24 protein-coding genes are annotated in these 26,515 nt (G+C 55.4%); 12 read left to right on the top strand and 12 right to left on the bottom strand.

Annotation, left to right across the window (positions count from 1 at the left end):
• Positions 1 to 5 precede the first annotated feature (5 nt).
• From ppx to purM, 4 genes are all read right to left on the bottom strand, one after another.
• Positions 6 to 1,547: an exopolyphosphatase gene (gene ppx, locus B3B59_RS15545; protein ID WP_046884622.1), complete on the bottom strand. Its 1,542-nt coding sequence runs from the start codon at positions 1,545 to 1,547 to the stop codon at positions 6 to 8.
• Between the two features lie 3 nt (positions 1,548 to 1,550).
• Positions 1,551 to 3,611, bottom strand: coding sequence for a polyphosphate kinase 1 (gene ppk1, locus B3B59_RS15540; RefSeq protein ID WP_040074543.1), 2,061 nt, complete (start codon positions 3,609 to 3,611; stop codon positions 1,551 to 1,553).
• 211 nt (positions 3,612 to 3,822) lie between these two features.
• Complete coding sequence (gene purN, locus B3B59_RS15535; protein ID WP_263616824.1) at positions 3,823 to 4,464, bottom strand: phosphoribosylglycinamide formyltransferase; 642 nt, start codon at positions 4,462 to 4,464, stop codon at positions 3,823 to 3,825.
• Positions 4,461 to 5,498 (bottom strand): phosphoribosylformylglycinamidine cyclo-ligase, encoded by a 1,038-nt coding sequence (purM, locus tag B3B59_RS15530; protein WP_207292193.1) that lies wholly within the window; start codon positions 5,496 to 5,498, stop codon positions 4,461 to 4,463. Before purM ends, purN begins: the two co-directional genes overlap by 4 nt.
• A gap of 280 nt (positions 5,499 to 5,778) precedes the next feature.
• On the opposite strand from purM, the gene B3B59_RS15525 reads away from it, so the two are divergent.
• The 4 genes from B3B59_RS15525 (at position 5,779) to B3B59_RS15510 (ending at position 10,176) form a co-directional block, all read left to right on the top strand.
• Positions 5,779 to 7,212: a 6-phospho-beta-glucosidase gene (locus B3B59_RS15525; protein ID WP_286809484.1), complete on the top strand. Its 1,434-nt coding sequence runs from the start codon at positions 5,779 to 5,781 to the stop codon at positions 7,210 to 7,212.
• Between the two features lie 163 nt (positions 7,213 to 7,375).
• Positions 7,376 to 8,002, top strand: coding sequence for a uracil phosphoribosyltransferase (upp, locus tag B3B59_RS15520; RefSeq protein ID WP_040074548.1), 627 nt, complete (start codon positions 7,376 to 7,378; stop codon positions 8,000 to 8,002).
• 87 nt (positions 8,003 to 8,089) lie between these two features.
• Positions 8,090 to 9,379, top strand: a complete 1,290-nt coding sequence (uraA, locus tag B3B59_RS15515) for a uracil permease (RefSeq protein ID WP_040074549.1) — start codon at positions 8,090 to 8,092, stop codon at positions 9,377 to 9,379.
• Positions 9,380 to 9,474: 95 nt separating this feature from the next.
• A complete protein-coding gene (locus B3B59_RS15510; RefSeq protein WP_212478503.1) occupies positions 9,475 to 10,176 on the top strand; it encodes a DnaA inactivator Hda in 702 nt (233 codons plus the stop codon).
• A gap of 29 nt (positions 10,177 to 10,205) precedes the next feature.
• Here B3B59_RS15510 and arsC read toward each other — a convergent pair whose 3' ends face one another.
• Complete coding sequence (arsC, locus tag B3B59_RS15505) at positions 10,206 to 10,565, bottom strand: arsenate reductase (glutaredoxin) (RefSeq protein WP_212478475.1); 360 nt, start codon at positions 10,563 to 10,565, stop codon at positions 10,206 to 10,208.
• Between the two features lie 12 nt (positions 10,566 to 10,577).
• Complete coding sequence (gene bepA, locus B3B59_RS15500; protein ID WP_286809483.1) at positions 10,578 to 12,041, bottom strand: beta-barrel assembly-enhancing protease; 1,464 nt, start codon at positions 12,039 to 12,041, stop codon at positions 10,578 to 10,580.
• A 220-nt stretch (positions 12,042 to 12,261) separates the two neighbouring features.
• Between bepA and B3B59_RS15495 the strand changes: the two genes are divergently transcribed.
• Positions 12,262 to 13,323 carry an AI-2E family transporter gene (locus B3B59_RS15495; protein ID WP_046884627.1) on the top strand — a complete coding sequence of 354 codons (1,062 nt, stop codon included), beginning with the start codon at positions 12,262 to 12,264 and terminating at the stop codon, positions 13,321 to 13,323.
• A gap of 51 nt (positions 13,324 to 13,374) precedes the next feature.
• Here the strand turns inward: B3B59_RS15495 and bcp are convergent, their stop codons facing one another.
• Complete coding sequence (gene bcp, locus B3B59_RS15490; RefSeq protein ID WP_040074555.1) at positions 13,375 to 13,845, bottom strand: thioredoxin-dependent thiol peroxidase; 471 nt, start codon at positions 13,843 to 13,845, stop codon at positions 13,375 to 13,377.
• A complete protein-coding gene (locus B3B59_RS15485; RefSeq protein ID WP_040074556.1) occupies positions 13,845 to 14,414 on the bottom strand; it encodes a glycine cleavage system transcriptional repressor in 570 nt (189 codons plus the stop codon). The genes bcp and B3B59_RS15485 overlap by 1 nt, the downstream gene beginning before the upstream one ends.
• Before the next feature lie 145 nt (positions 14,415 to 14,559).
• Between B3B59_RS15485 and dapA the strand changes: the two genes are divergently transcribed.
• The 6 genes from dapA to ypfH all read left to right on the top strand — a co-directional run bounded on the left by dapA (position 14,560) and on the right by ypfH (position 21,084).
• Positions 14,560 to 15,438 (top strand): 4-hydroxy-tetrahydrodipicolinate synthase, encoded by an 879-nt coding sequence (gene dapA, locus B3B59_RS15480; protein WP_040074557.1) that lies wholly within the window; start codon positions 14,560 to 14,562, stop codon positions 15,436 to 15,438.
• A 16-nt stretch (positions 15,439 to 15,454) separates the two neighbouring features.
• Positions 15,455 to 16,489, top strand: coding sequence for an outer membrane protein assembly factor BamC (gene bamC / locus B3B59_RS15475; protein ID WP_286809481.1), 1,035 nt, complete (start codon positions 15,455 to 15,457; stop codon positions 16,487 to 16,489).
• Between the two features lie 109 nt (positions 16,490 to 16,598).
• Positions 16,599 to 17,312: a phosphoribosylaminoimidazolesuccinocarboxamide synthase gene (gene purC, locus B3B59_RS15470; protein ID WP_046884628.1), complete on the top strand. Its 714-nt coding sequence runs from the start codon at positions 16,599 to 16,601 to the stop codon at positions 17,310 to 17,312.
• Between the two features lie 124 nt (positions 17,313 to 17,436).
• Positions 17,437 to 18,300 (top strand): KPN_02809 family neutral zinc metallopeptidase, encoded by an 864-nt coding sequence (locus B3B59_RS15465; protein WP_040074560.1) that lies wholly within the window; start codon positions 17,437 to 17,439, stop codon positions 18,298 to 18,300.
• Complete coding sequence (locus B3B59_RS15460; RefSeq protein WP_286809480.1) at positions 18,300 to 20,315, top strand: tRNA(Met) cytidine acetyltransferase TmcA; 2,016 nt, start codon at positions 18,300 to 18,302, stop codon at positions 20,313 to 20,315. Before B3B59_RS15465 ends, B3B59_RS15460 begins: the two co-directional genes overlap by 1 nt.
• A gap of 73 nt (positions 20,316 to 20,388) precedes the next feature.
• Positions 20,389 to 21,084: an esterase gene (gene ypfH, locus B3B59_RS15455; RefSeq protein WP_212478479.1), complete on the top strand. Its 696-nt coding sequence runs from the start codon at positions 20,389 to 20,391 to the stop codon at positions 21,082 to 21,084.
• 36 nt (positions 21,085 to 21,120) lie between these two features.
• On the opposite strand, the gene B3B59_RS15450 is transcribed toward ypfH, so the two are convergent.
• Genes B3B59_RS15450 through B3B59_RS15440 form a run of 3 tightly spaced genes read right to left on the bottom strand, consistent with a single transcriptional unit; the run spans position 21,121 to position 22,832 of the window.
• Complete coding sequence (locus B3B59_RS15450; RefSeq protein WP_040074562.1) at positions 21,121 to 21,318, bottom strand: YpfN family protein; 198 nt, start codon at positions 21,316 to 21,318, stop codon at positions 21,121 to 21,123.
• Between the two features lie 26 nt (positions 21,319 to 21,344).
• Positions 21,345 to 22,472, bottom strand: a complete 1,128-nt coding sequence (gene dapE, locus B3B59_RS15445; protein ID WP_286809479.1) for a succinyl-diaminopimelate desuccinylase — start codon at positions 22,470 to 22,472, stop codon at positions 21,345 to 21,347.
• A 3-nt stretch (positions 22,473 to 22,475) separates the two neighbouring features.
• Entirely contained in the window at positions 22,476 to 22,832 is a 357-nt protein-coding gene (locus tag B3B59_RS15440) for an ArsC family reductase (protein ID WP_286809478.1), read from the bottom strand.
• Between the two features lie 388 nt (positions 22,833 to 23,220).
• Here B3B59_RS15440 and ypfM point away from each other — a divergent pair, with 388 nt between their 5' ends.
• Positions 23,221 to 23,280 carry a protein YpfM gene (gene ypfM, locus B3B59_RS15435; protein WP_001386977.1) on the top strand — a complete coding sequence of 20 codons (60 nt, stop codon included), beginning with the start codon at positions 23,221 to 23,223 and terminating at the stop codon, positions 23,278 to 23,280.
• Between the two features lie 107 nt (positions 23,281 to 23,387).
• Here ypfM and acrD read toward each other — a convergent pair whose 3' ends face one another.
• Positions 23,388 to 26,501: a multidrug efflux RND transporter permease AcrD gene (gene acrD / locus B3B59_RS15430; RefSeq protein WP_286809477.1), complete on the bottom strand. Its 3,114-nt coding sequence runs from the start codon at positions 26,499 to 26,501 to the stop codon at positions 23,388 to 23,390.
• Between the last annotated feature and the right edge of the window lie 14 nt (positions 26,502 to 26,515).

Here is a 26,515-nt window from a genome sequence, read left to right as displayed (position 1 = left end):
GGGTTTTATGCCGCCACGTTCGGGGAGTGTTCTTCCTCGATTTTCAGGTTCCAGCCGGTAACCGCGCTCCAGTATTGCTGCTCTCTTTCCAGATCCAACAAGACCAGCGCGTTCTGGCTGAACCAGTCGTGCGGGAAGCTCAGCGTCCAGTGGTTATCATCCGTGGTGAGCGTCAGCGTAGGCGGCGTTGTGGTCGCCTGACGCTGGTTATTCAGCAGCACGCCTAAACGTAACAGCTGAATCATGGGCAGGAACTGCTTTTTCTTAAACAGGGTAAAGCGTGGCATATCATCCAGCTTCACCGCTTTGCGATGATAGCGCACCAGGGTGGCCATCATGGTTTGCTGCTCCTGGTTATAGCCGGGCAAATCGCTATTTTGCAGAATATAGGCCGAGTGGCGGTGCATCCCGCTGTGATTGATGTTAAGCCCCACCTCGTGCAGCATGGCCGCCCATTTCAGCAGGGCTGCCAACTGCGGATGCGCCAGCTTCGGATTCTGGATTTCCCACTGTTCATACATATGGGTCGTGGTTTCCAGTACGCGGCGCGCCTGTTCGCGGTCGATATTGTACTGATTGGCCAGGCTCTGAGCCGTACGACTACGGATATCCTGATGACGGAAGCGGCCTTCCATCTCGTAGAGCACCCCTTCACGCAGGGCGCCGTCAGAGAGACGGAGTTCTTTAATCGCCAGCGCGTCAAAAACGCCGCAGAGAATTGCCAGCCCCGGCACAAACACGGCTTTACGCTCATCAGAGAGACCAGGCAGACTCAGCGCGTCAAAGCTCTTATGTTTGAGCACCTCTTCCGTCAGCATAACCAGACGTTCAGGGGTGATAAACCCATCTTTTTCACCCATCGCCAGTAGCACTTCGTGGGCGGCTTTAATGGAGCCTGAGGCGCCCAGCGCTACGTTCCAGCCATGAATACGATACTGCCAGGCCAGCGTTTCCAGTTTCTGCACGGCGGCCATGCGCGCGCGCTGGAAATTATCGCGACTGATGGCGCCGCCCGGGAAGTAAAGCTGGGCAAAGCTTACGCAGCCCATCCGGCGGCTTTCAACCAGATGCGGTTCAAAGTTTTCGCCGATCACCAGCTCAGTGGAGCCGCCGCCGATATCGATTACCAGCTTGCGCCCTTTTTCCGGCTGAGTATGTTCCACGCCCATGAAGATCAGCCGGGCTTCTTCATTGCCCGAGATAATCTCGATCGGGTAGGGGATGACCTTCTCTGCGCGCTTGAGGAACTCCGACGCGTTGAGCGCCTGACGCAGCGTATGGGTGCCCACGATGCAGACGCTTGAGGGATCGAAACCTTGCAGGCGTTCAGCAAACAACGACAGGCAGTTCAGCCCGCGCTCAATAGCCTCTTCGCTGAGCATGCTGTTCTCATCCAGACCATCCGCCAGATGGACACGCTGTTTCAGGCGACCGATGATCTGCATCGCGCCATCCACCTCACGGGCGATGACCATGTGGAAGCTGTTAGAACCAAGGTCGACCGCGGCAAATTCCTGCGGTCGTGGGGTCGTATCATTTATCGGCATAGGTTAATCGGGTTGCTCGAGTGATTTGATATAGTCGTAAATCGCCAGCTGCGCCCGCACTTTGCGGCGGTTACCGCGCGGCACATAGCGATTACTCAGTTCTTTATCGATATAACGTGCTTTTACGGTATCACTTAACAGGATTTCAATGATATCGAGAATGCGTTGTTTCAACCGCGGATCAAGCAGCGGTGTCGCCACTTCGATGCGGTAGTCGATGTTGCGAGTCATCCAGTCGGCGGAGGAGAGATACACCCGTTTGTCGCCGCCGTTTTCAAAAATATAGACGCGATCGTGCTCCAGATAGCGGTCGACGATGCTGATAACGCGAATATTATCGCTAATACCTTCCAGTTCCGGGATCAGAGAGCACATACCGCGGATCAGCAGATTCACCTGCACACCGGAGCTGGAGGCCGCGTACAGACGATCAACAAGCCCTTTATCGACCAGGTTGTTCAGCTTGAGGGTAATGCCTGCTGGCACCCCTTGCTGCGCATTGGCGATCTCACGATCGATCATGTCATACAGCAGGCGACGCGAATTCTGCGGAGAGACCAGCAGATAGTCGAAGCTCACCGGACGGTAAGGGTTCTCGATAAAGTTAAAGACCCGCCGCACTTCATTGGTGATACGCGCATCGGCGGTCAATAACGAGTAGTCGGTATAAATACGCGCCGTCTTCTCGTTAAAGTTGCCGGTACCGATGTGGGCATAACGCACCACCTCTTCACCCTCTTTACGTGAAATAAGGAACAGTTTGGCGTGAATTTTCAGGCCCGGCGCGGAGAAGATAACGTGTACCCCGGCTTCTGTCAGACGACGGGCCCAGTGGATATTGGCCTCTTCATCAAAACGCGCCTGCAGCTCAACCACCACGGTCACTTTTTTACCGTTATGGGCGGCGTGGATCATGGCATCGATAATGCGGGAGTCTTTCGCTACGCGGTAGATGTTGATTTTGATCGCCAGCACGTTCGGATCGAATGAGGCCTGGCGCATCAACTCCAGCACGTGCTCGAAGGTATGGTACGGATAATAAAGCAGAACATCGCGTTCGCGAATGGCATCGAAACCGTTGCGGAATTTGTCGAACCAGAGGTGGCGCAGACGCGGCAGCGGTTTGTTCACCAGGTTGGCTTTGCCAACGTTCGGGAAGCCAATGAAGTCTTTAAAGTTGTGATAACGCCCGCCGGGCACGATGGAGTCATAGCGTGAGATGGTGAGCTTATCGCGCAGCATCTCCACCATGGCATCGGGCATGTCGCGCTGATAGACAAAGCGTACCGGCTCGGCCGTCAGGCGCTGTTTCAGGCTCGATGACATCAGCTCCATCAGGCTGGCTTCCATTTCGTGTACCAGGTCGTACTCGGCATCACGGGTCATCTTCATGGAGTAGGCGTTCAGCGCATCGTAATCGAAGAAACCTTTAAAGATATCATCCAGACAGTAGCGCAGGATGTTATCCAGCAGGATCATTGGCTTACGTCGGCGTGGGGTCTCCGGCGGTAAGTTAACGAAACGCGGCACTTTGTCTGACGGGATCTCCAGCAGCGCATAACGAATGTTATCGCCACGAATAATCTCTACCGCCAGATAGGTGTAATCATCTTTCAGGAACTGCACCAGATCGGTTTCACGATTGATAAGAATGGGCGTGATATGTTGGCGCAGGTACTGTTTGAAGTAGTGACGCAGCCAGCTTTGCTGGTTGACAGAGAGTTGGCGTTCATTGATGAGGAAGATTTGATTGCGTGCCATTTCCAGCAGCAATTCGTTATACAGGCTATCGAATTCCTGATCGGCTTTCAAAACGCGGGATTGAATCTTACCGAGCAGATGGCGTGAATTCGAGTTGAGTCCCTGCTCCTCGCTAATGATGATTCTGCGCTTCAGCTCAGCGAAGCGAACTTTATAAAACTCATCCAGGTTATTGGAATAGATCCCCAGAAAACGCATACGCTCAATTAGCGGATTGCTCTTGTCAGCCGCTTCCTGAAGGACACGCTCGTTGAATGCTAACCAGCTTAACTCTTTCTCGATGTATAACTTTTCCTGACCCATTACTACTCACACTCCAGTTCAATCACAGGACGTGGCAAATCCGTCTCAACCTTATTATGGCGAGCATTGTCACGATATGTCCAACTGTGCCAGAAAAGTATGACAGTTAACTGACCGCAGGAGGGGCATAACCGTCATCAGACGCCTGATTTTTTACAGTTTTTGCGATTTGCAGATAAAAAAAGCCGGCAATCGCCGGCTCGGTATCACGTTACGCTTCGGAGGCATGTCCTTCCGGGGGAAGTTGTACGCCATCCAGCCAGGCCGCACCGTTACGCATGGCGAGGCGGCCATCAACCAACCAGCTTACCACCAGCGGGTAGATGGCATGTTCTTGTGCCTGAACGCGGTGCGTAATGTCCTCTTCGCTGTCGCCGTCAAACACCGGGATTTTGGCCTGCAGAATGACCGGGCCACCGTCCAGCTCGTCAGTAACAAAATGGACGGAGGTGCCGTGCTCCTCGTCGCCGTTTTCCAGGACCTGGCGGTGGGTATGCAGGCCCGGGTATTTTGGCAGCAGGGAAGGGTGGATGTTCAGCAGGCGTCCGGCATAGTGTGCAACAAACGCCGGGCTGAGAATACGCATGTAGCCTGCCAGCACGACGACATCGGGGGCGTAAGCGTCGATCTCTTGCACCAGCTCCCGATCAAACGCTTCCCGGCCCGCAAATTGGCTCGCCTCAAGGACGTGCGCCGGAATGCCGGCTTCACGAGCGCGTTCAAGGCCGTACGCGTCGGCCTTGTTACTGAATACTGCACGGATGGTGCCGTTAATTCTTTTCTGTTTACAGCCATCAATAATGGCCTGCAAATTACTTCCGTTACCGGAAATGAGCACCACGATGTTTTTCATGCAATAACCACACGCTCTTCGGAATCAGAGGCTTTGATGATACCGATTTTCCAGGCGTTTTCACCTTTGGCCTGCATCAGGCTCACGGCTTTATCGGCTTCGGCTGCCGGCAGGGCAATGAGCATGCCTACGCCGCAGTTGAAGGTACGATACATCTCATGATCGCTGACGTTACCGGCTTCCTGCAGCCAGTTGAAGACAGCCGGCCACTGCCAGGAGGATTCGTCGATCACGGCCTGGGTGTTGTCAGGCAGAACGCGCGGGATGTTTTCCCAGAAGCCGCCGCCGGTCAGGTGAGCGATAGCATGGACATCGACATTCTCGATCAGCTCAAGAATGTTTTTCACGTAGATACGGGTCGGTGCCAGCAGATGGTCGGCCAGCGGTTTACCTTCCAGATCGGTTGTTTCAGGATCACAGCCGCTCACTTCAATGATTTTACGCACCAGTGAATAGCCATTTGAGTGTGGGCCGCTGGAGCCCAGCGCGATCAGCACATCGCCATCTGCAACTTTGCTACCGTCGATAATTTCTGATTTTTCTACCACGCCTACGCAAAAACCGGCCACGTCGTAATCTTCACCGTGATACATGCCCGGCATCTCTGCGGTTTCACCGCCCACCAGCGCACAGCCAGACTGCAGACAGCCTTCAGCGATGCCGCTGATGACGCTTGCTGCGGTGTCGACATCCAGTTTTCCGGTCGCATAGTAGTCGAGGAAGAAGAGCGGCTCAGCGCCCTGGACAACGAGGTCGTTAACGCACATAGCGACCAGGTCGATACCGATAGTGTCGTGGCGTTTCAGATCCATTGCCAGACGCAATTTGGTACCTACGCCGTCGGTGCCAGAGACCAGTACCGGTTCACGATATTTTTGTGGCAGTGCGCACAGTGCGCCGAATCCACCCAGACCACCCATCACTTCAGGGCGGCGGGTCTTTTTCACCACACCTTTGATTCGGTCAACCAGCGCATTACCTGCGTCAATATCAACACCGGCATCTTTGTAGCTGAGAGAAGTTTTGTTGGTCACGGCTCAAGTCCCCACGCGATTGCATTGCGATAGTAAGAAAAATCGGCGCAATTCTAACAGTCCAGGCAAACGTTTGCGAGCCTATTCTGCAACAGAAGTTTGCATGAAGATTTTTGCTCTGCATCAGCCAGCGAGGCGGTACAAAGTTGATACTGTTCACGAAAATGAAACCGGGTACAGTCTTGTTCTTGCAACCGTTACGATGAATGAACATCATTCCACTGAAACCGGTTTCTGTGCTCAATTTTGCCGATAATTAACGCTGAATGAGGGATATCGCATGTCAGGATTTAAAGAGGGTTTTCTGTGGGGCGGCGCGGTTGCGGCGCATCAACTTGAAGGCGGCTGGCAGGAGGGTGGCAAAGGCGTAAGCGTGGCAGATGTTATGACCGCCGGCGCGCATGGCGTTCCGCGTGAGATCACCGACGGCGTGCTGCCGGGCAAAAATTACCCTAACCACGAAGCCATCGATTTTTATCATCGCTATAAAGACGATATTCAGCTCTTCGCCGAACTGGGCTTTAAGTGTTTCCGCACCTCTATCGCCTGGACGCGTATTTTCCCGAAAGGGGATGAGCAGACCCCGAATGAGGCCGGTCTGCAGTTTTATGACGATCTGTTTGATGAGTGCCTTAAGCACGGCATCGAACCGGTTATTACCCTCTCACATTTTGAAATGCCGTATCACCTGGTTAGCGAATATGGCGGCTGGCGCAACCGTAAGCTGATTGAGTTCTTCGTGCGCTTTGCCCGTGTCGTGTTCGAACGTTATCAACATAAAGTGAAGTACTGGATGACCTTCAACGAGATCAACAACCAGGCTAACTTCCATGAAGACTTCGCCCCCTTTACTAACTCGGGCCTGAAATATCAGCCGGGAGAAGAGCGCGAGCCCGTGATGTTCCAGGCCGCGCACTATGAGCTGGTGGCCAGCGCGCTGGCGGTGAAAGCAGGGCGGGAGATAAACCCGGCGCTGCAGATTGGCTGCATGATTGCCATGTGCCCGATCTATCCGTTCTCCTGCGCGCCAAACGACATGATGATGGCGATGAATGCGATGCACCGTCGCTACTGGTTTACCGATGTACATGTGCGCGGCGCCTATCCGCAACATCTGCTCAACTACTTCGAGCGCCGCGGCTTCGCGCTGGATATCACCGACGAAGATATCGCTGCGCTGAAGCAGGGCTGTGTGGATTACATCGGCTTCAGCTATTACATGTCGTTTGCCACCAAAGCGACCTCCGACAACCCGCAGCTGGATTACGACGAGAGCAAGAGTCTGGTCTCCAACCCTTACGTGCAAAAATCGGACTGGGGCTGGCAGATTGACCCGGTGGGGCTGCGTTACTCCCTGAACTGGTTCTGGGATCACTATCAGTTACCGCTCTTTATTGTTGAAAACGGCTTCGGGGCTATCGACGTGCAGGAGAGTGACGGCACGGTCAACGATCAGTACCGCATTGATTATCTCTCTGCCCACATCAGCGAAATGAAAAAAGCGGTCATTGAGGATGGCGTGGATCTGATGGGCTATACCCCATGGGGTTGTATCGATCTGGTCTCCGCCGGCACCGGTGAGATGAAAAAACGCTACGGCTTTATCTTTGTAGATAAAGATAACGAAGGCAATGGCACCCTGAATCGCAGTAAGAAAAAGTCGTTTGACTGGTATAAGCAGGTAATTGCCAGCAACGGCGCTAATATTGAATAAGCGGGCAAAATGCCGTTAAAAAGCCGGAGCTTGTTCTCCGGCTTTTTTATGCTCAGAACACTTTGCTTGATTTGCGTCAAGCAAGTTGGGTATGGCGCAATCCCGAAAAAGCGGTATAATCCGGCGATTTTTTTTGTGGCTGCCACCCCCGAAGGAGAAAAGTATGAAGATTGTTGAAGTGAAACACCCGCTGGTAAAACACAAGCTGGGCCTGATGCGTGAGCATGACATCAGCACGAAACGTTTTCGCGAACTGGCCTCTGAAGTGGGCAGCTTACTGACATACGAAGCGACCTCCGATCTCGAAACCGAAAAAGTGACCATCGAAGGCTGGAACGGCCCGGTGCAGGTTGAGCAGATCAAAGGTAAAAAAATTACCGTTGTGCCGATCCTGCGCGCAGGTCTGGGCATGATGGAAGGCGTTCTGGAGCACGTACCCAGCGCACGTATTAGCGTAGTGGGTATCTACCGTGACGAAGAGACCCTGGAGCCCGTGCCGTACTTCCAGAAGCTGGTTTCCAACATCGACGAGCGTATGGCACTGGTCGTTGACCCGATGCTGGCGACCGGCGGTTCGATGATCGCCACTATCGACCTGCTGAAAAAAGCGGGCTGCAGCAGCATTAAAGTGCTGGTTCTGGTGGCGGCACCGGAAGGTATCGCGGCACTGGAAAAAGCGCACCCGGACGTCGAGCTCTATACCGCGTCCGTTGATCAGGGGCTGAACGAGCACGGGTACATTATCCCGGGGCTTGGCGATGCCGGCGACAAGATTTTTGGTACTAAGTAATCGAATAACGATAAAGAAGCCGACTTTGATAGTCGGCTTTTTTTTGAATACAACACCCACAATAATCATTACTCAGAGGACAACACTATGACGCGCCGTGCTATCGGGGTGAGTGAAAGACCGCCGCTTTTACAGACGATCCCGCTTAGTTTGCAGCACCTGTTTGCCATGTTTGGCGCAACCGTGCTGGTGCCCATCCTGTTCCACATTAACCCGGCTACCGTGCTGCTGTTTAACGGTGTCGGCACCTTGCTTTACCTCTTCATCTGTAAAGGTAAAATCCCGGCTTACCTGGGTTCCAGCTTTGCATTTATCTCTCCGGTGCTGCTGTTGCTGCCGCTGGGTTATGAAGTGGCGCTGGGCGGCTTTATCATGTGTGGCGTGCTGTTCTGCCTGGTCTCTTTCATTGTGAAGAAAGCCGGTACCGGCTGGCTGGACGTCATGTTCCCGCCTGCGGCGATGGGGGCGATCGTGGCCGTCATCGGTCTGGAATTGGCAGGCGTGGCGGCCAATATGGCGGGATTACTCCCTGCTGAGGGACAATCGCCGGATTCTAAAACCATTATCATCTCGCTGGTCACGCTGGGTGTAACGGTATTTGGTTCCGTGCTGTTCCGTGGCTTTATGGCCATTATCCCGATTTTGATCGGCGTGCTGGCGGGTTATGCGCTCTCCTTCGCAATGGGCGTTGTGGATACCACCCCTATTGCCCAGGCGCACTGGTTCGCTCTGCCAACCTTCTATACTCCGCGCTTCGAGTGGTTCGCTATCTTCACCATCCTGCCTGCTGCGCTGGTGGTGATTGCGGAGCACGTCGGCCACCTGGTGGTCACGGCGAATATCGTTAAACGCGATCTTATCCGCGACCCTGGCCTGCATCGCTCAATGTTTGCGAACGGCCTGTCGACCATGATTTCCGGATTCTTTGGCTCCACGCCAAACACCACCTACGGTGAGAATATCGGCGTTATGGCGATCACCCGCGTCTACAGCACCTGGGTAATTGGCGGCGCGGCCATCATCGCCATTCTGCTTTCATGCGTGGGTAAGCTGGCTGCGGCGATTCAGATTATCCCGGTTCCGGTAATGGGCGGCGTGTCGCTGCTGCTGTACGGCGTGATTGGCGCATCCGGTATCCGCGTCCTGATCGAATCCAAAGTCGATTACAGCAAAGCGCAGAACCTGATCCTGACCTCCGTGATTCTGATCATCGGCGTGAGCGGTGCGAAGGTACACATCGGCGCCGCTGAGCTGAAAGGGATGGCGCTGGCCACGATTGTCGGCATCGCCCTGAGCCTGATCTTCAAAGCGATCTCGGTTCTGCGTCCGGAAGAGGTCGTTCTGGATGCGGAAGAGAGCGAAAAATCCGCACATTGATCGATAAACCGGGCGGCCGTTCCGCCCGGTTCTCTCCCTGCATGTTCCGTGCTAAACTCTTTGCCGATTACGAGTAAGACCTGGTTGAGGTATTTCTGAACGCACCGGCACAGCTCTCTTTGCCACTTTATTTACCCGACGACGAAACGTTTGCCAGTTTCTGGCCGGGTGATAACCCCTCTTTACTGGCTGCACTGCAAAACGTGCTGCGCCAGGAGCATAGCGGTTACATCTATATCTGGTCGCGCGAAGGTGCGGGCCGCAGCCATTTACTGCACGCAGCCTGTGCTGAGCTCTCTCAGCGTGGTGACGCCGTGGGTTACGTTCCGCTCGATAAACGCACCTGGTTTGTACCCGAAGTGCTTGATGGTATGGAGCAGCTTTCCCTGGTCTGTATCGACAATATTGAGTGCGTGGCGGGTGATGAACTTTGGGAGATGGCGATCTTTAATCTCTACAACCGCATCCTTGAATCCGGTAACACCCGGCTGTTGATCACCGGCGATCGTCCTCCGCGCCAGTTGAATCTGGGGCTGGCGGATCTGGCGTCGCGACTGGACTGGGGACAGATCTATAAGCTGCAACCGCTGTCAGACGAAGACAAACTGCAGGCTTTGCAACTGCGGGCGCGGCTGAGAGGTTTTGAACTGCCGGAAGATGTGGGGCGCTTCTTGCTGAAGCGGCTGGATCGTGAAATGCGCACGCTGTTTGTCACGCTCGACAAGCTGGACCATGCCTCTATTACCGCCCAGCGAAAGCTGACTATTCCTTTCGTAAAAGATATTCTGGCGCTCTGAACCCGGCCGACTGCCGGGTTGACCTCTTCTTACTTGACGATATCCAGTACCTGTTCCGGCGGGCGTCCGATACGCGCTTTACCGTTCGCGACCACAATCGGCCGCTCAATCAGTTTCGGGTTCTCTACCATCGCCTGGATTAGCGCGGCTTCGCTCAGGTGGCTGTCAGCCAGGTTGAGCGATTTATAGAGCTCCTCTTTCTGGCGCATCAGTTCACGTGCGCTATCCATTCCCAACATCTGCAAAAGTGCCTTGATCGTATCGGCATCCGGCGGCGTCTCAAGATAAAGCACCACGTCTGGTTCAATACCGTTCGATTGCAGCAAGCTTAACGTTTCGCGGCTCTTGGAGCAGCGAGGGTTATGGTAGATCTTTACCGCGTTAGTCATCTGTTCTCCTTTTTACATCTTTTCATACGGGCGGTAGCGCTGTTGTAACTGTCGCAGCTGATCGATACGGGCATCGTAGCGCGCCTGCTGCAGGCTCCCCAGCTTCGCCTGCGAGCTGGCGCTGCTCAGCAACGAGATAGCCTGATCCAGTCGTCCGGCAAGGGCATAACCCTCGGCGCGCGCGGCCAGCTCCTGATCGCGATGGTTCAGCGCGGCTTCGGCCTGCGCCAGCAGATCCCAGCCGTTGGGGTCGTCTTTATAGCTGAAGGTATAGCGATTGAGGATGGTCACAGCCTCCTGCGGCTGACCACCCTGTAAGTAAGCATTCGCCAGGTTGAGTTGCAGCACCGGATTGTTGCGCAGATCGCGTGCGCCCTTCAGGCGATTAATCGCCTCTGTGGCGCGTTTCTGGCCCAAATCGATGTCGGTGGCGAGGTCGAGATACCAGGCATTGCCTGGTTCAGCCGTCAGCAAAGGCTGCAGATTTTTGCGTGCCTCATCGTAATTACTCGCCTCCATCGCCTGCAGAGCCCGGCCATACTGCGCCGCGCGCTGTTCGCGCACATTCCCTTTAGACCAGCTGTCGAGCAGATCGCTGGTTAACTGGTTACGACCAGAGTTATACATCCCGAGCGTTCTCACCTTCGCCATGTAAAAATCTTCTGAAGACTGCACCACCACCGGACGCATCTGATTGGCACGGTTACGGGCATCTGAGAGGCGGCTCTCAGGCAGGGGGTGAGTCAGCAAGATTTCCGGCGGACGGGAGGAGTAACGCGCCTGGTCGAGCAATTTTTCAAGGAAGGTGGGCATAGCCTGCGGATCAAAGCCAGAGCGTTGCAATACCTGGATACCGATACGGTCGGCTTCCTGTTCGTTTTGCTGGGTAAAGCTGATCATCCCCTGGCGGGTGCCCGCCAGCGTACCCGTCAGGGCGGCCATACCGGCCTGGGGGCTTGCCATTGCCAGCAGGATCGAACCCAGCGCGCCAACCCAGGTCAGCGGGGCGCTACGTTTTTGATCTTCCATGGCCCGAGCCAGGTGACGCTGGGTAACGTGGGAGATTTCGTGCGCCATCACCGACGCCAGCTGACTTTCGTTATCGGCATAGCGGAACAGCGCCGAGTGCAACACCACGTTACCGCCAAAGAAGGCGAAGGCGTTGATCTCGTCGTTGTTGATCAAAAAGAAGTGGAACGGTGTCTTCACTGAATCAGCATGGGAGACCAGCCGCATGCCCAGTGAGTTAATGTACTGCACCAGCAGGGGATCGTTGATCAACGGCGCGCTGCCACGAAGCTGGCGGACATAAAAATCGCCCATCTGCATCTCCTGGCCAATGGAGAGCGTGCTTCCTGCTGAGGTGCCCATATCCGGCAATGAATCGGCCGAATCGGCAAAGGCTGGCGTCATCTGACCCACGGTCAGAGCAGCGATAAGCGTTGCAACCAGCGTTTTTTTCAACTGCCTGAACATAACCTCGGTCCTGTCTGTTGGGTGTGCTATTTTGACCGGCGAACCCGTATATCGTTCACCAGCGGCTGCTTTGCGAGTGTAGCCGTGTCGGGGCGATAAGAAAATCCCCCGTCTCAGCTTTTGCGTTTTGCGACAAGACGATAAAAAGCGAAAGTCTTTTCAACGACTCTTCGATACAATTCGCCTGTTCTCTCTCGCCACCTCCCCAGGTAAGGACTGTATGCTTGAGTTATTGATGCAGTGGTATCGCCGGCGTTTTAGCGATCCGGAAGCCATTGCTTTGTTGGTTATTCTTGTTGCCGGGTTTGGCATTCTCTTCTTCTTTAGCGGACTTTTAGCACCGCTGCTGGTCGCCATCGTTCTGGCCTATCTTCTGGAGTGGCCTACCGTTCGCCTGGAACATATCGGCTGCTCTCGCCGCTGGGCAAGCACCATCGTGCTGGTGCTCTTTGTCGGAATCTTACTGCTAATGTCCTTTGTGGTCCTGCCTATTGCCTGGCAGCAGGGCATCTACCTGATACGCGATATGCCCGGTATGCTCAGCAAGCTCTCCGATTTTGCCGCTACGTTGCCGCGCCGCTATCCGGCGCTGATGGACGCGGGCATCATTGATGCCATGGCGGAAAATGTGCGTACCCGCATCATGACGATGGGGGATACGGTAGTGAAATTTTCCCTCGCCTCGCTGGTCGGGCTGCTGACGCTGGCGGTTTATCTGGTTCTGGTGCCGCTGATGGTCTTCTTCCTGGTGAAGGATAAAGAGCAGATGCTCAACGCGGTGCGCCGCGTACTGCCGCGGAACCGCGGGCTGGCAGGGCAGGTATGGCAAGAGATGAATCAGCAAATCACGAACTACATTCGCGGCAAAGTGCTGGAGATGATTGTAGTGGGTGTGGCGACCTGGATTGGCTTCGTCATCTTTGGGCTCAACTATTCGTTGCTCCTGGCAGTGCTGGTCGGCTTCTCGGTGCTGATCCCCTACATCGGGGCATTTGTGGTGACGATTCCGGTGGTCGGGGTCGCGCTATTCCAGTTTGGCCTGGGTACTGAGTTCTGGAGCTGCTTCGCGGTGTACCTGATTATCCAGGGGCTGGATGGCAATCTGCTGGTCCCGGTGCTCTTCTCTGAAGCGGTGAACCTGCATCCGCTGGTGATTATTCTGTCGGTGGTGATTTTTGGCGGGCTATGGGGATTCTGGGGCGTGTTCTTTGCAATTCCACTGGCGACGCTCATCAAGGCCGTGGTGCACGCATGGCCAGATGTTCCTGCGGTAGAAGAGTAGCGAGCCTCAACATAAAAAACGGCAACCTCAGGGTTGCCGTTTTGTTTTAAATCAGGCGTTCTCTTTTAGCCAGTTAAGCACCACGTCATGGTGATTGCTGGTTTTAAAATCGTCAAACACATGTTCGACTTTGCCGTTGGCGTCAATCAGGAAACTGATACGGTGGATGCCGTCATAGGTTTTCCCCATAAAGGATTTCTCACCCCAGACGCCAAAGCTTTCGCAAACTTTGTGGTCTTCGTCGGAAAGCAGCGTGAAGTTCAACAGCTCTTTTTCGGCGAAGCGAGAGAGCTTTTCAGGCTTGTCAGTGCTGATACCCAGCACGTCAACGCCTGCATTTTTCAAACCGTCCATGTTATCGCGTAAACCGCACGCTTGTACGGTACAGCCTGGCGTCATGGCTTTCGGGTAGAAATAGACCAGAACACGCTGTCCCTGGAAGTCGGCCAAATTTACTTGCTCACCGTCTTGATCGGGCAAGCTAAATTTCGGTGCGATGTCACCGGCTTTCAGTGGATTCATTACTCAACTCCATCCTGTTCATGCTGTGAATAGTTGACGACGTTTATACTGCCTTGCGCATTCAATTCTGTACATAGGGCTTTGAACGCTTGCTCGATATTTGACGCATCGTGCGAGGCGGGGCTATGAGCGGTAATCTGAATGAACAGCCGTGGGGCATTCTCATCATTTCCGGGCTGCGTGCGAGAAACCAGCTCTGCGACGTTCATTTGATGGCTGTCGAACAGCGCAGTGAAACGTTCGATTAAATGCGGTGAGTCATTCACCTCGACCTGCACCCAGACGGTTGCGGGCATGGCCGGAATAGGGCGTGCAGTGGTGCGCTTCATGACGATGAGCAGGTCCAGCTCAGCCCCTTTCATCGGCAGCGTCGACTCAATTAAGTTAATGGCGTTCCATGACCCGGAAAGCAGCATAATAAACGTGAACTCTTCGCCCAGCATCGCCAGCCGGCTATCTTCAATGTTACAGCCGCAGCTACTGACGTGACGGGTGATGGTGTTCACAATACCAGGCCTGTCGGCACCCAGCGCAGTGATAACCAGGTAATGTTGTGATGGGGTTGTCAAACCTGTTCTTCCTTTGCGTGGTTAAGTCTTACTAAGGAAAGCATAAAAAAAACCGGCATACAACAACCTGGGGGCCTCAGGTCGCTTGCTTTTATTACAGTTCCAAACGTACCATTGAGGCTCTTGCACGCATTGAGGATGGCCCATGTTCACGGGAAGTATTGTCGCGATTGTTACACCGATGGATGAAAAAGGTAATGTCTGCCGGTCAAGCCTGAAGAAACTGATTGATTATCATGTCGCCAGCGGAACCTCGGCGATTGTATCGGTAGGGACTACCGGTGAATCTGCCACGCTGAGCCACGATGAGCATGGCGATGTCGTATTGATGACCCTTGAACTGGCTGACGGCCGCATCCCGGTCATTGCCGGAACTGGCGCCAATGCTACTGCTGAGGCCATCAGCCTGACGCAGCGTTTTAACGACAGCGGCGTTGTGGGTTGCCTGACGGTAACACCATACTACAACCGTCCTACCCAGGAAGGTCTGTTCCAGCACTTCAAAGCTATCGCCGAACATACTGACTTGCCGCAAATCCTGTATAATGTGCCGTCGCGTACTGGCTGCGATATGCTGCCAGAAACCGTGGGCCGTCTCGCCAAAGTAAAAAATATTATTGCGATTAAAGAGGCGACCGGGAACTTAAGCCGTGTTCACCAGATCAAAGAGCTGGTTTCAGACGACTTCATCCTGCTCAGCGGGGATGATGCCACTGCGCTGGACTTTATGCAGCTCGGTGGTCATGGGGTCATTTCCGTGACCTCAAACATCGCGGCCCGTGATATGGCTGAAATGTGCAAACTGGCTGCCGCAGGGCATTTCCAGGAAGCACGGTTGATCAACCAGCGTCTGATGCCGCTGCACAATAAATTATTTGTCGAACCCAATCCGATCCCAGTGAAATGGGCATGTAAGGAGTTGGGACTTGTAGCAACCGACACGCTGCGTCTGCCGATGACCCCCATCACCGACCATGGTCGTGAAGTGGTTACCGGCGCGTTGAAGCATGCTGGTTTGCTGTAAAGTTTAGGGAGATTTGATGGCTTACTCAGTACAGAAATCGCGCCTGGCGAAGGTTGCGGGTGTTTCGCTTGTTATGCTGCTTGCGGCCTGTAGCTCAGATTCACGCTATAAACGCCAGGTGAGCGGTGACGAATCCTACCTGGATGCTACGCCGCTTGCTGAACTTCATGCTCCTGCGGGCATGATCCTGCCGGTTGAGAATGGCGATTACACCATTCCTGTCACCAATGGCAGTGGCGCGGTGGGTAAAGCGCTGGATATCCGTCCGCCGGCACAGCCGCTGGCGCTGGTGAGCGGTGCGCGCACGCAGTTTATCGGTGATACCGCCACCCTGCAGGTTGAAAGCGCGCGTAACGCTAACCTGTGGCCACAGGTGGTTAGCGTGCTGCAGGCGAAGAACTACACCATCGATAAACGTGATGATGCCAGCCAGACGCTGACAACGGACTGGATCGAATGGAACCGTCTGGATGAAGATCAGCAGTACCGTGGTCGTTATCAAGTCTCTGTTAAGGCTCAGGGTTATCAGCAGGCCGTGGTGGTCAAACTGTTGAACCTGGAGCAGGCGGGTAAACCGGTTGCTGATGCTGCTTCTCTGCAGCGCTACAGCGCCGAGATGCTGAACGTAATCTCTGCGGGCCTCGATAAAAACGCTACCGACGCGGCGAACGCGGCGCAGAGCCGTAACGGCGCCACCTTCGATGTACAGAGCGCTGCAGACGATACTGGCCTGCCTATGCTCGTGGTACGTGGTCCGTTCAACCAGGTCTGGCAACGTCTGCCGTCGACGCTGGAGCGCGTAGGGATGAAGGTCAACGACAGCACCCGCTCTACCGGCAGCATGGCGGTGACCTACAAGCCGCTTTCCGATAGCAGCTGGGAAGAGCTTGGCGCGCGTGACCCAGGCCTCGCAGCCGGCGACTATAAGTTGCAGGTAGGGGATCTGGATAACCGCAGTAGTTTGCAATTTATTGACCCGAAAGGGCATACGCTGACCCAGTCGCAAAACGATGCGCTGGTTGCTGCCTTCCAGGCCGCATTCAGCAAATAAAAAAAGGGGCTGGTTTATCCAGCCCTTTTTATTTTAGTGCTACGCAAACGTGTGCGTGGCATAATACGCCGGGTTTTGTACACAAATCATCACACCAGGAGTAGAGAAGATGCAGAAGCAAGCTGAGTTGTATCGTGGCAAAGCGAAAACCGTATACAGCACGGAAAATCCCGATCTGTTGGTGCTCGAGTTCCGCAATGATACGTCAGCAGGAGATGGCGCGCGCATTGAGCAGTTCGATCGTAAAGGGATGGTGAACAACAAGTTTAACTATTTCATTATGAGCAAACTGGCGGAAGCGGGTATTCCGACGCAGATGGAAGCGTTGCTGTCCGATACGGAATGTCTGGTGAAAAAACTGGATATGGTTCCGGTTGAGTGCGTAGTCCGTAACCGTGCCGCTGGCTCCCTGGTGAAACGTCTGGGCGTTGAAGAGGGTATTGAACTGAACCCGCCACTGTTCGACCTGTTCCTGAAAAACGATGCGATGCACGACCCTATGGTGAACGAGTCTTACTGCGAAACCTTTGGCTGGGTGAGCAAAGAGAATCTGGCGCGCATGCAGGAGCTGACCTTCAAAGCCAACGACGTGTTGAAAAAACTCTTCGATGACGCCGGCCTGATTCTGGTCGACTTCAAACTGGAATTCGGACTTTATAAAGGCGAAGTGGTACTGGGCGATGAATTCTCGCCAGACGGTAGCCGTCTGTGGGATAAAGAGACCCTGGATAAAATGGACAAAGACCGCTTCCGCCAGAGCCTGGGTGGCGTGGTTGAAGCCTATGAAGCCGTTGCCCATCGTCTGGGTGTGAACCTCGATTAATCCCCGCTTTTCCGTCAGAGGTAGATACCTGCCTCTGACGTTTCATCCGTGTTGCCTGTGGTAATCTTTCCCTTAAACGCCTACGATCAGACATATTATCAATGCGATATTATTGAGGTGGGATATGCGCTGGCAAGGGCGTCGTGAAAGTGACAATGTAGAAGACAGGCGCAGCGGTGGCGGCGGTCCGATGATGGGCGGCCCGGGCTTTCGCTTACCTCGCGGTAAAGGGGGGCTGGTTCTGCTGGTGGTGGTGCTGGTAGCAGGGTATTACGGCGTCGACCTGACCGGTTTACTCACCGGGCAACCGATGGAACAGCAGCAGTCGCAGCGTTCCATTAGCCCTAATGAGGACGAAGCGGCAAAATTCACTTCGGTGATCCTGGCCACGACCGAAGACACCTGGAGCCAGCTGTTCGACAAAATGGGCCGGACCTATCAGCAGCCGAAACTGGTGATGTATCGCGGCGCCACGCGCACCGGATGCGGCACCGGCCAGTCGGTAATGGGGCCGTTCTACTGCCCGGCCGATTCGACCGTCTATATCGATCTCTCTTTTTATGATGACATGAAATCAAAACTGGGCGCCGATGGCGATTTCGCTCAGGGCTATGTTATTGCCCATGAAGTCGGGCACCACGTGCAGAAGCTGCTGGGTATCGAGCCAAAGGTGCGTCAGCTGCAGCAAAATGCCAGCCAGACTGAAGTAAACGCGCTGTCGGTGCGCATGGAGCTACAGGCCGACTGCTACGCCGGCGTGTGGGGACACAATATGCAGCAGCAAGGCGTGCTGGAAGCGGGCGACCTGGAAGAGGCGCTCAACGCCGCCGAAGCCATTGGTGATGATCGCCTGCAGCAGCAAAGCCAGGGGCACGTCGTCCCCGACAGCTTCACTCACGGCAGCTCGCAGCAGCGCTACACCTGGTTCAAACGCGGTTTCGATAGCGGTGACCCGGCGCAGTGCAATACCTTTGGCCGCGCAATGTAATGTCTGAGGGCGTTGAGGCATTATCCCGGTTTCAACTGCAGTTGACGCGTGCCGGGCATCGGCGTCTGCTGGTGGTCAGCGGTGACGATGAATGGGCGCAGCAGCAGGCGCTCACCCTTTGCGATACGCTTGCCGGCGACTGGTTTTGGGTGGGCAATAACGCGCCGGTTCCGAACGCCTGCGCCCCGCAGGCATTAAGTAACCTGCTGGGGCGAGAGCATCTTCACGCCGTGTTTGATGCACGTTACGGCTTTGACGTGGCCGCACTGGCGGCGCTCTGCGGCACACTGCGCGCCGGCAGTCTGCTAGTCCTGCTGACGCCCCCTTTACCCCAGTGGCCATCCAAACCTGATCAGGACGCCGTGCGCTGGAGCGACAGCGCCGAGCCAATTGCTACACCGCGTTTCGTGCAGCACTTTTGTCGCCACCTCGCTGCCGATCCGCAGGTGCTCCTGTGGCAGCAGGGCGACCCGTTGATCCTTCCGGACCTACCGTCAGCGATCCCCTGGCAACCCGCCAGCGGTGAACCCCAGCGCGAGCAGGCGCAAATTCTCGAGCGTTTACTGACCCAGCCCCCAGGCATCACCGCCGTCACTGCCCCCCGCGGGCGAGGAAAATCGGCGCTGGCGGGCATGCTACTGCAACGTATTATCGGCAACGCAATCGTGACGGCACCGTCCAGAGGCGCCACGGACGTTATTGCCCACTTCGCCGATAAGCACTTTCACTTTATGGCGCCGGACGCGCTGCTGGCCTCAGGGCGAGTGGCTGACTGGCTCATTGTTGACGAGGCTGCTGCCATCCCCGGCCCGCTACTGGAACAGCTGGTGAGTCGTTTTCCGCGGGTACTGTTAACCACAACCGTACAGGGGTACGAAGGCACGGGCCGGGGATTTTTACTGAAATTCTGCGCTCGCTTTGCCGGGCTGCGCTATTTCCCGCTTTCCGAGCCGATGCGCTGGGCCGTCGGCTGTCCGCTGGAGCGCTTTATCGATGAGGTGCTGCTGTTTGACGATCGCCCTGACGGTGAGCCTGCGCAGGGCGAGGTCCGTTTTTTACCCCTTGAGCCGGAAGCCTGGCTCTCTGCCCCCGCGCGGCCAACCGCGGTCTATAAACTCCTGTGTGCCGCCCATTATCGTACCTCTCCGCTCGACTTACGGCGGATGATGGATGCTCCGGGCCAACATTTTACCGTCGCCTGCACGGGGGATCGCGTAACGGGGGCAGTGTGGCTGGTCGATGAAGGCGGCTTGGCGCCTGGACTCAGCCGGGCGGTCTGGGCCGGGTACCGGCGTCCGCGCGGTAATCTGGTGGCGCAGTCTCTGGCAGCACATGGCGGTTCGCCGCTTGCCGCGACCCTCAGCGGCAGACGAATAACCCGGGTGGCCGTCCATCCCGGCCACCAGCGGCAGGGGCTCGGTCAGGCGCTGATTGCCAGCGCGGCGGCCAGCGCAACGGTCGATTACCTCTCGGTCAGCTTTGGCTATACCGAGGAGCTCTGGCGCTTCTGGCAGCGCTGCGGTTTTGTACTGGTACGAATAGGCAGCCACCGGGAGGCGAGCAGCGGCTGCTACAGCGCCATGGCGATACGTCCCCTCAGCGATGCAGGGCGAGCGCTTTGCGCGCATGAGCATCAACGCCTGCGCCGGGATGCCCGCATCATTGAGCGCTGGAACGGTGAAAAGATCCCGGTAGAGACGCTTGAGTCGGCTACCCTTACGGATGATGACTGGCTGGATCTGGCGGGGTTCGCCTGGGGTCATCGCCCGTTTTCCGCCTCTGTGGGCAGCCTCACCCGGCTGTTAAATGCCACCTCAGCACCGCTGGAGGCGTTAAGGGGCAAAATCGAGCTGCAGCTGGAGGAGGGCGAAATGAGCCGCAGGCTGGGGCTAAACGGGCGTAAAGCGCTGTTAGCGCGGTTGCGTGCCGAAACCGGCCAGACACTGGCGCAGCAGGATCTGCCGCGTAGCCAGCAGCTCAAAAACGACATATTGCAATGGCAATTTTTTCAATGACTTCTTCAATGAACTGGCATGGTTAATATGCCCATCAGGCGTAAAATCGGGTTCATCAAATAAGGAGAGTGCCATGAAACATGATCATTTTGTTGTTCAAAGCCCGGTGCAACCGGCAAAACAATTATTGCTGCTGTTTCATGGCGTAGGCGATAGCGCGGCTAACATGGCGCAGATCGGATCCTGGTTTGCGCCGCATTTCCCGGATGCGCTTATTGTCAGCATCGGTGGCGCAGAGCCGTGCGGCCCGAACGGCCGCCAGTGGTTCGCCGTGCAGGGCGTGACCGAAGAGAGCCGTCAGGGGCGGGTGGACGCCATCATGCCGCGATTTATCGAAACGGTGCACTACTGGCAACAGCAGAGTGGGGTGGGCGCCAATGCCACCGCGCTGATTGGTTTCTCGCAGGGCTCAATTATGTCGCTGGAAAGTATAAAAGCAGAGCCAGGCCTGGCATCGCGGGTGATTGCCTTTAATGGCCGCTACGCCACCCTGCCGCAACGTGCCGATACCGCCACGACCATCCATCTGATTCACGGTGGTGAAGACCGGGTCATTGAGTTATCGCACGCCGTCGACGCCCAGGAGGCATTGCTGCGGGCGGGAGGAGATGTGACGCTGGATATCGTTGAAGATCTGGGTCACGCCATCGACGATCGCAGTATGCAGTTCGCACTGGACCATCTGCGTTTTACTGTACCGAAGCACTATTTTGACGAAGCGCTGAGCGGCGGTAAGCCTAACGACGATGACATCGTAGAGTTCTTGTAATAAAAAGCCCTCTCCCGCTGGGGAGAGGGCTGATTTTCACTTCTTCTGGTCTTTGTTCGGCCAGTCGTCGTCATCATCCCACTTATCGTTAAAATCACGATGCGGTGGGAGGTCGGGTTTGTTGGCGAGGAATTTCTTGTGGTCCACGCGATTCAGATCTTTGATGACATTGATCAGCACGCCCACCAGGAAAACCAACACCAGAATCCACCAGTATTTTGCCAGCCAGTCCATTCGCTTTTCCTTTTACAGAACACTCATCAGGCGATGAGCTGCTCCATGATACGTTGATACATACGAGCCAGTAGCTGTAAATCAGCCGCATTCACGCATTCATTGATTTTATGAATGGTGGCGTTTACTGGCCCAAGTTCTACCACTTGCGCACCCATACGGGCGATAAAGCGCCCATCGGATGTGCCGCCCGTGGTAAGTAGCTGCGGTTTAATTTCATTATAGTGCGCGATAGCGTTAACGACCGCATCGACCAGCTTGCCGCGTCCGGTCAGGAAAGGTTGGCCTGAGAGCCACCAATCCACGCTGTAGCGCAGCGCATATTTATCCAAAAGCGCGGCCACACGGGCTTTGATCATCTCGTCGGTCAGCTCGGTGCTGAAGCGGAAGTTAAACTGAACGAACAGATCGCCCGGGATCACGTTGTTACTGCCGGTTCCGGCCTGGATGTTGGCAATCTGCATGCTGGTGGGCGGGAAGTACTCATTGCCTTTGTCCCACTCAATACCCACCAGCTCGTTGAGCATAGGGGCTGCGCGGTGTACCGGGTTGTCGGCCAGGTGTGGGTAGGCAACATGGCCCTGCACGCCGTGGATGGTCAGGTTGCAGGTGAGTGAGCCCCGACGGCCATTTTTCACCACATCCCCCACCACTTCGGTGCTGGAGGGCTCACCCACCAGGCAGTAGTCCAGGCGTTCATTACGCGCCATCAGGGTTTCGACTACCTTCACGGTGCCGTTTTTAGCGCTGGCCTCTTCATCAGAGGTGATCAGAAATGCCAGACGGCCTTTATGGGTCGGATGCTGAGCGACAAAGCGTTCAGCCGCCACAACCATGGCCGCCAGCGAGCCTTTCATGTCTGCCGCGCCGCGACCAAACAGCATACCGTCGCGGATGGTGGGTTCGAAAGGCGGGTTGATCCAGAGGTCGGCGTTGCCCGCAGGCACCACGTCGGTGTGTCCGGCAAAGGCCAGGGTTTCACCCTCACCACGCCACGCCCAGAAGTTTTGCGTATCGCCAAAATCCATCGCTTCAACGGTGAAGCCGATAGCGCGCAGGCGTTCTATCATTAGCGCCTGACAACCAGCGTCGTCCGGGCTGAGGGAGGGGCGGCGAATAAGCTGCTGAGTCAGCTCAATGACCGGGCATGACATAAACTACACCTCGTCAAAATAGCGTTGGTAACTGGAATCACTAAAGCCCAGCAGCATAGGCTGACCTGGCGTCCAGAGCAATGGGCGTTTAATGATTGCAGGCATTTCGATCATCAGTGCCGCCGCGCTGTCGGCGTTATTAATGCTGGCGCGCAGGCTCTCATCCAGCTTACGCCAGGTCGTCCCTCGGGTGTTCAGCAACGCTTCCCAGCCCAGTTCAGCGATAAATTTTTGCAGCAAATCTGCATCCAGTCCGTCCGCGCGATAGTCGTGAAAACGATAGTCAATATTGTTATCTTCAAGCCAGCGGCGTGCTTTTTTGATGGTATCGCAATTTTTGATGCCATAAAGCTGGGTCATGGTGAATCCTTTTGTATTAATTATGCTCAAATGCGCAGTATTTTCGAATATGTTAGCGATGCAAAAATATAACACATTCAGCTTATGACTTTATTTAAACACGCTATGCACCGCTGCTTAAGGGAAATCGTGAATATTCTTTCACTCTCGCTGCATAGCCTTACAGAATCAAATAAAAGCCTGGCAAAACGACCTGGATTTATTTCATCGGCTTAAATCAGGGTTGTTTCAAAATATTGCAGTACGTCACATAAAGTTTATCGTTCTCCCTCCATATTACTTACAAGCCCTGTGATAGCAGGGTAGGGCAATCGCAGTGATTGATTAAAGATTCTTCACATTGGCGATATATTCTCGTAAAATGCCCATAATAATAAGAGAGGTTGTTATGATTGAACGTGAACTGGGGAACTGGAAAGATTTTATCGAAGTCATGCTTCGTAAATGAAATTCAGGAAGAACAGCAAAAAGCACTTGGTTGTAAAATAATGATAGTGTGCACAAAAGCACACAAAAAAGGCGGCTAGTGAGGCCGCCTTTTTTATTTCTAACGCCTTATTCCGGGCGCGCTTTTAGCGGGAAGCGACGGCGTACCAGCACAAAGAAGAGCGGTACAAAGTAGATGGCAAGTATCGTGGCCGCGATCATCCCGCCCATTACGCCCGTCCCTACCGCATGCTGACTTGCTGAGCCGGCACCGGAACTGGTCGCCATCGGCAGTACGCCGAAAACAAACGCCAGTGAGGTCATCAGAATTGGACGCAATCGCTGACGGCACGCATCCAGCGTAGCGGCTACCAGATCCTGGCCCTTCTCATTCATCTCGTTAGCAAATTCGACGATCAATATGGCGTTCTTCGCCGATAGCCCAATAACCGTCAGCAACCCGACCTGGAAGTAGACGTCGTTCTCCAGCCCGCGCATCCAGGTGGCCAGCAGGGCGCCAATTACCCCCAGCGGCACCACCAGCATGACCGAGAAGGGAACTGACCAACTCTCATAGAGCGCGGCCAGACAGAGGAAGACGACCAGCAGCGACAGCGCATAGAGCGCAGGCGCCTGCGCGCCGGAGAGGCGTTCTTGATACGACATGGCCGTCCACTCCAGCCCGAAGCCTGCCGGAAGCTGACTGACCAGCCCTTCCATCACATCCATTGCCGTACCGGTACTGACGCCTGGCGCGGCTTCCCCGACAATTTCCACCGCCGCATAGCCGTTGTAGCGCTCCATGCGCGGCGAGCCGGTTTGCCAGCGTGACGTAGCGAAGGCGGAGAAGGGCACCATGCTGCCCTCTTTATTGCGTACGTACCAGAGGTTGATATCCTCCGGCAGCATGCGGTATTTGGCGGCCGCCTGCACGTAGACCTTCTTCACGCGGCCACGATCCATAAAATCATTCACGTAGCTGGAGCCCCACGCGGTCTGCAGCGTGTCGTTGATATCATCAATAGAGATGCCCAGCGCCTGCGCTTTACGCTGATCGATATCGATCTGTAACTGCGGGCTGTCATCAAGGCCGTTGTGGCGTACGCGGGTCAAATTGGGCTCTTCCCCGGCCAGCTCCAGCAGGCGATCGCGCGCCGCCATCAGGGCGTCATGCCCCGCACCGGCGTGATCCTGCAACTCCATATCAAAACCGGCGGAGCTGCCCAGGCCGCTGATGGCCGGCGGGCTGTTGGCAAAGACGCGCGCTTCTTTAATCCGACTGAACGCTTTGGTGGCACGCTCGATAATGGCAAACGAGGTGCCAGTTTTCGCATCACGTTGCTCCCAGTCTTTCAGGCGTACAAACATACGTGCCACGTTCTGGCCGTTACCGCCAGGGCCAGAGCCGACGGTGGCAAACACCGACACGACGTTCTCTTTCTCTTTGGTGAAGAAATACTGTTCGACCTGCTGCACCACTTTCAGCGTTTGCTGCTGCGTCGCACCGCTGGGAAGCTGCACCGAGGTAATAAACATGCCGCGGTCTTCCAGAGGTAAAAATGAGGTGGGCAGGCGCAGGAACAGGAACACCATTCCGCCCAGCAGCAGCACGTACACCACAATCCAGCGCAGACTGTGCTGCAAAACTCGCCCCACGCCCGCTTCATAGCGTGCCGCGTTGCGATTGAACATGCGGTTGAACCACCCGAACAAGCCTTTTTGCCCGTGATGCTCGCCTTTGTGTAGCGGCTTAAGCAGGGTAGCGCAGAGGGCAGGGGTCAGGATCATCGCCACCAGCACGGACAGTACCATCGCCGAGACAATGGTAATGGAGAACTGGCGATAGATAGCCCCCGTAGTGCCGCCAAAGAAGGCCATTGGCACAAAGACGGCCGACAGTACCAGGGCGATACCCACCAGCGCCCCCTGGATCTGCCCCATCGATTTTCGGGTGGCCTCCCGTGGGGAGAGCCCCTCCTCGCTCATGATGCGTTCGACGTTCTCCACCACCACAATGGCGTCATCGACCAGTAGCCCTATCGCCAGCACCATAGCAAACATCGTCAGGGTGTTAATGCTGTAGCCAAAGGCATAAAGCACGGAGAAGGTCCCCATCAGTACCACAGGTACGGCGATGGTTGGAATGAGGGTGGCGCGGAAGTTTTGCAGGAACAGATACATCACGAGGAACACCAGCGCGATGGCTTCCAGCAGCGTTTTGACCACGTCCTCGATAGAGGCTTTTACGAAGGAGGTGGTTTCGTACGCGACCTTGTATTCGAGCCCGTGGGGAAAGAAATGCGACAGTTCATCGAGGCGGTCGATGACCAGTTTGGCGGTGGCCATTTCATTGGCCCCCGACGCCAGTTTCACCCCCAGCCCGGAGGCTGCATTGCCGTTGAACCGGCTGAGGTAGTCATATTTCTCGGCACCCATCTCAATCGTCGCCACGTCGCCGAGGCGCACCTCGGAGCCGTCCTGATTCACGCGCAGCGTGATGTCCCGGAACTGCTGCGGTGTCTGCAGTAATGATTGCGAATTGATGGTGGCGTTCAGCGCCTGCTTGTCGATGGCGGGCGTTCCGCCCAACTGGCCAACGGCAATCTGGGCGTTTTGCGACTCGATAGCGTCGGTCACATCTTTCGCCGTCATCTGAACGCTGTTCAGTTTCGCCGGGTCAAGCCAGATGCGCATGGAGTATGGTGAGCCGTAGGCGTCGATATCCCCCACGCCGTTAATACGGCTCAGCGGATCCTGAATATTACTGGCGACGTAGTCGGCGATGTCCTGCTTATCCATTGAGTTATCGGTAGAGACGAAGGCGATGGTCAGGATATTGGTATCCCCGGTTTTACGCACCGTCACCCCCTGATTCTGCACCGCCTGGGGCAGTTTACGCAGGGCTGACTGCAGCTGGTTTTGCACCTGTTGCACCGCTTCGTCGGGATCGCTGCCGGCGGAAAAGCTTAGCGTGACCGTTGCCATACCGGTAGCGCTGCTCTGGGAAGACATATACATCAGGTTATCGAGGCCGGTCATATTCTGCTCGATAACCTGGGTGACCGTATTTTCCAGCGTCTGTGCCGACGCCCCCGGATAGTTGGCAGTAATACGCACATTCGGCGGTGCCAGGTCGGGATATTGCTCAACAGGAAGTGAAAAAATGGCCAGGGTGCCGGTCAGGCATAATAAGATTGCCAGTACCCAGGCAAAAATGGGGCGATCGATGAAAAAATTCGCCATTGAACCAGGACCTC

The organism is Leclercia sp. UBA2479, assembly GCF_002341985.1.
Lineage (GTDB): Bacteria > Pseudomonadota > Gammaproteobacteria > Enterobacterales > Enterobacteriaceae > Enterobacter > Enterobacter pneumoniae.
Note: the sequence above shows the minus strand (reverse complement) of the source record. Positions and strands in the feature narration are given on the sequence as shown.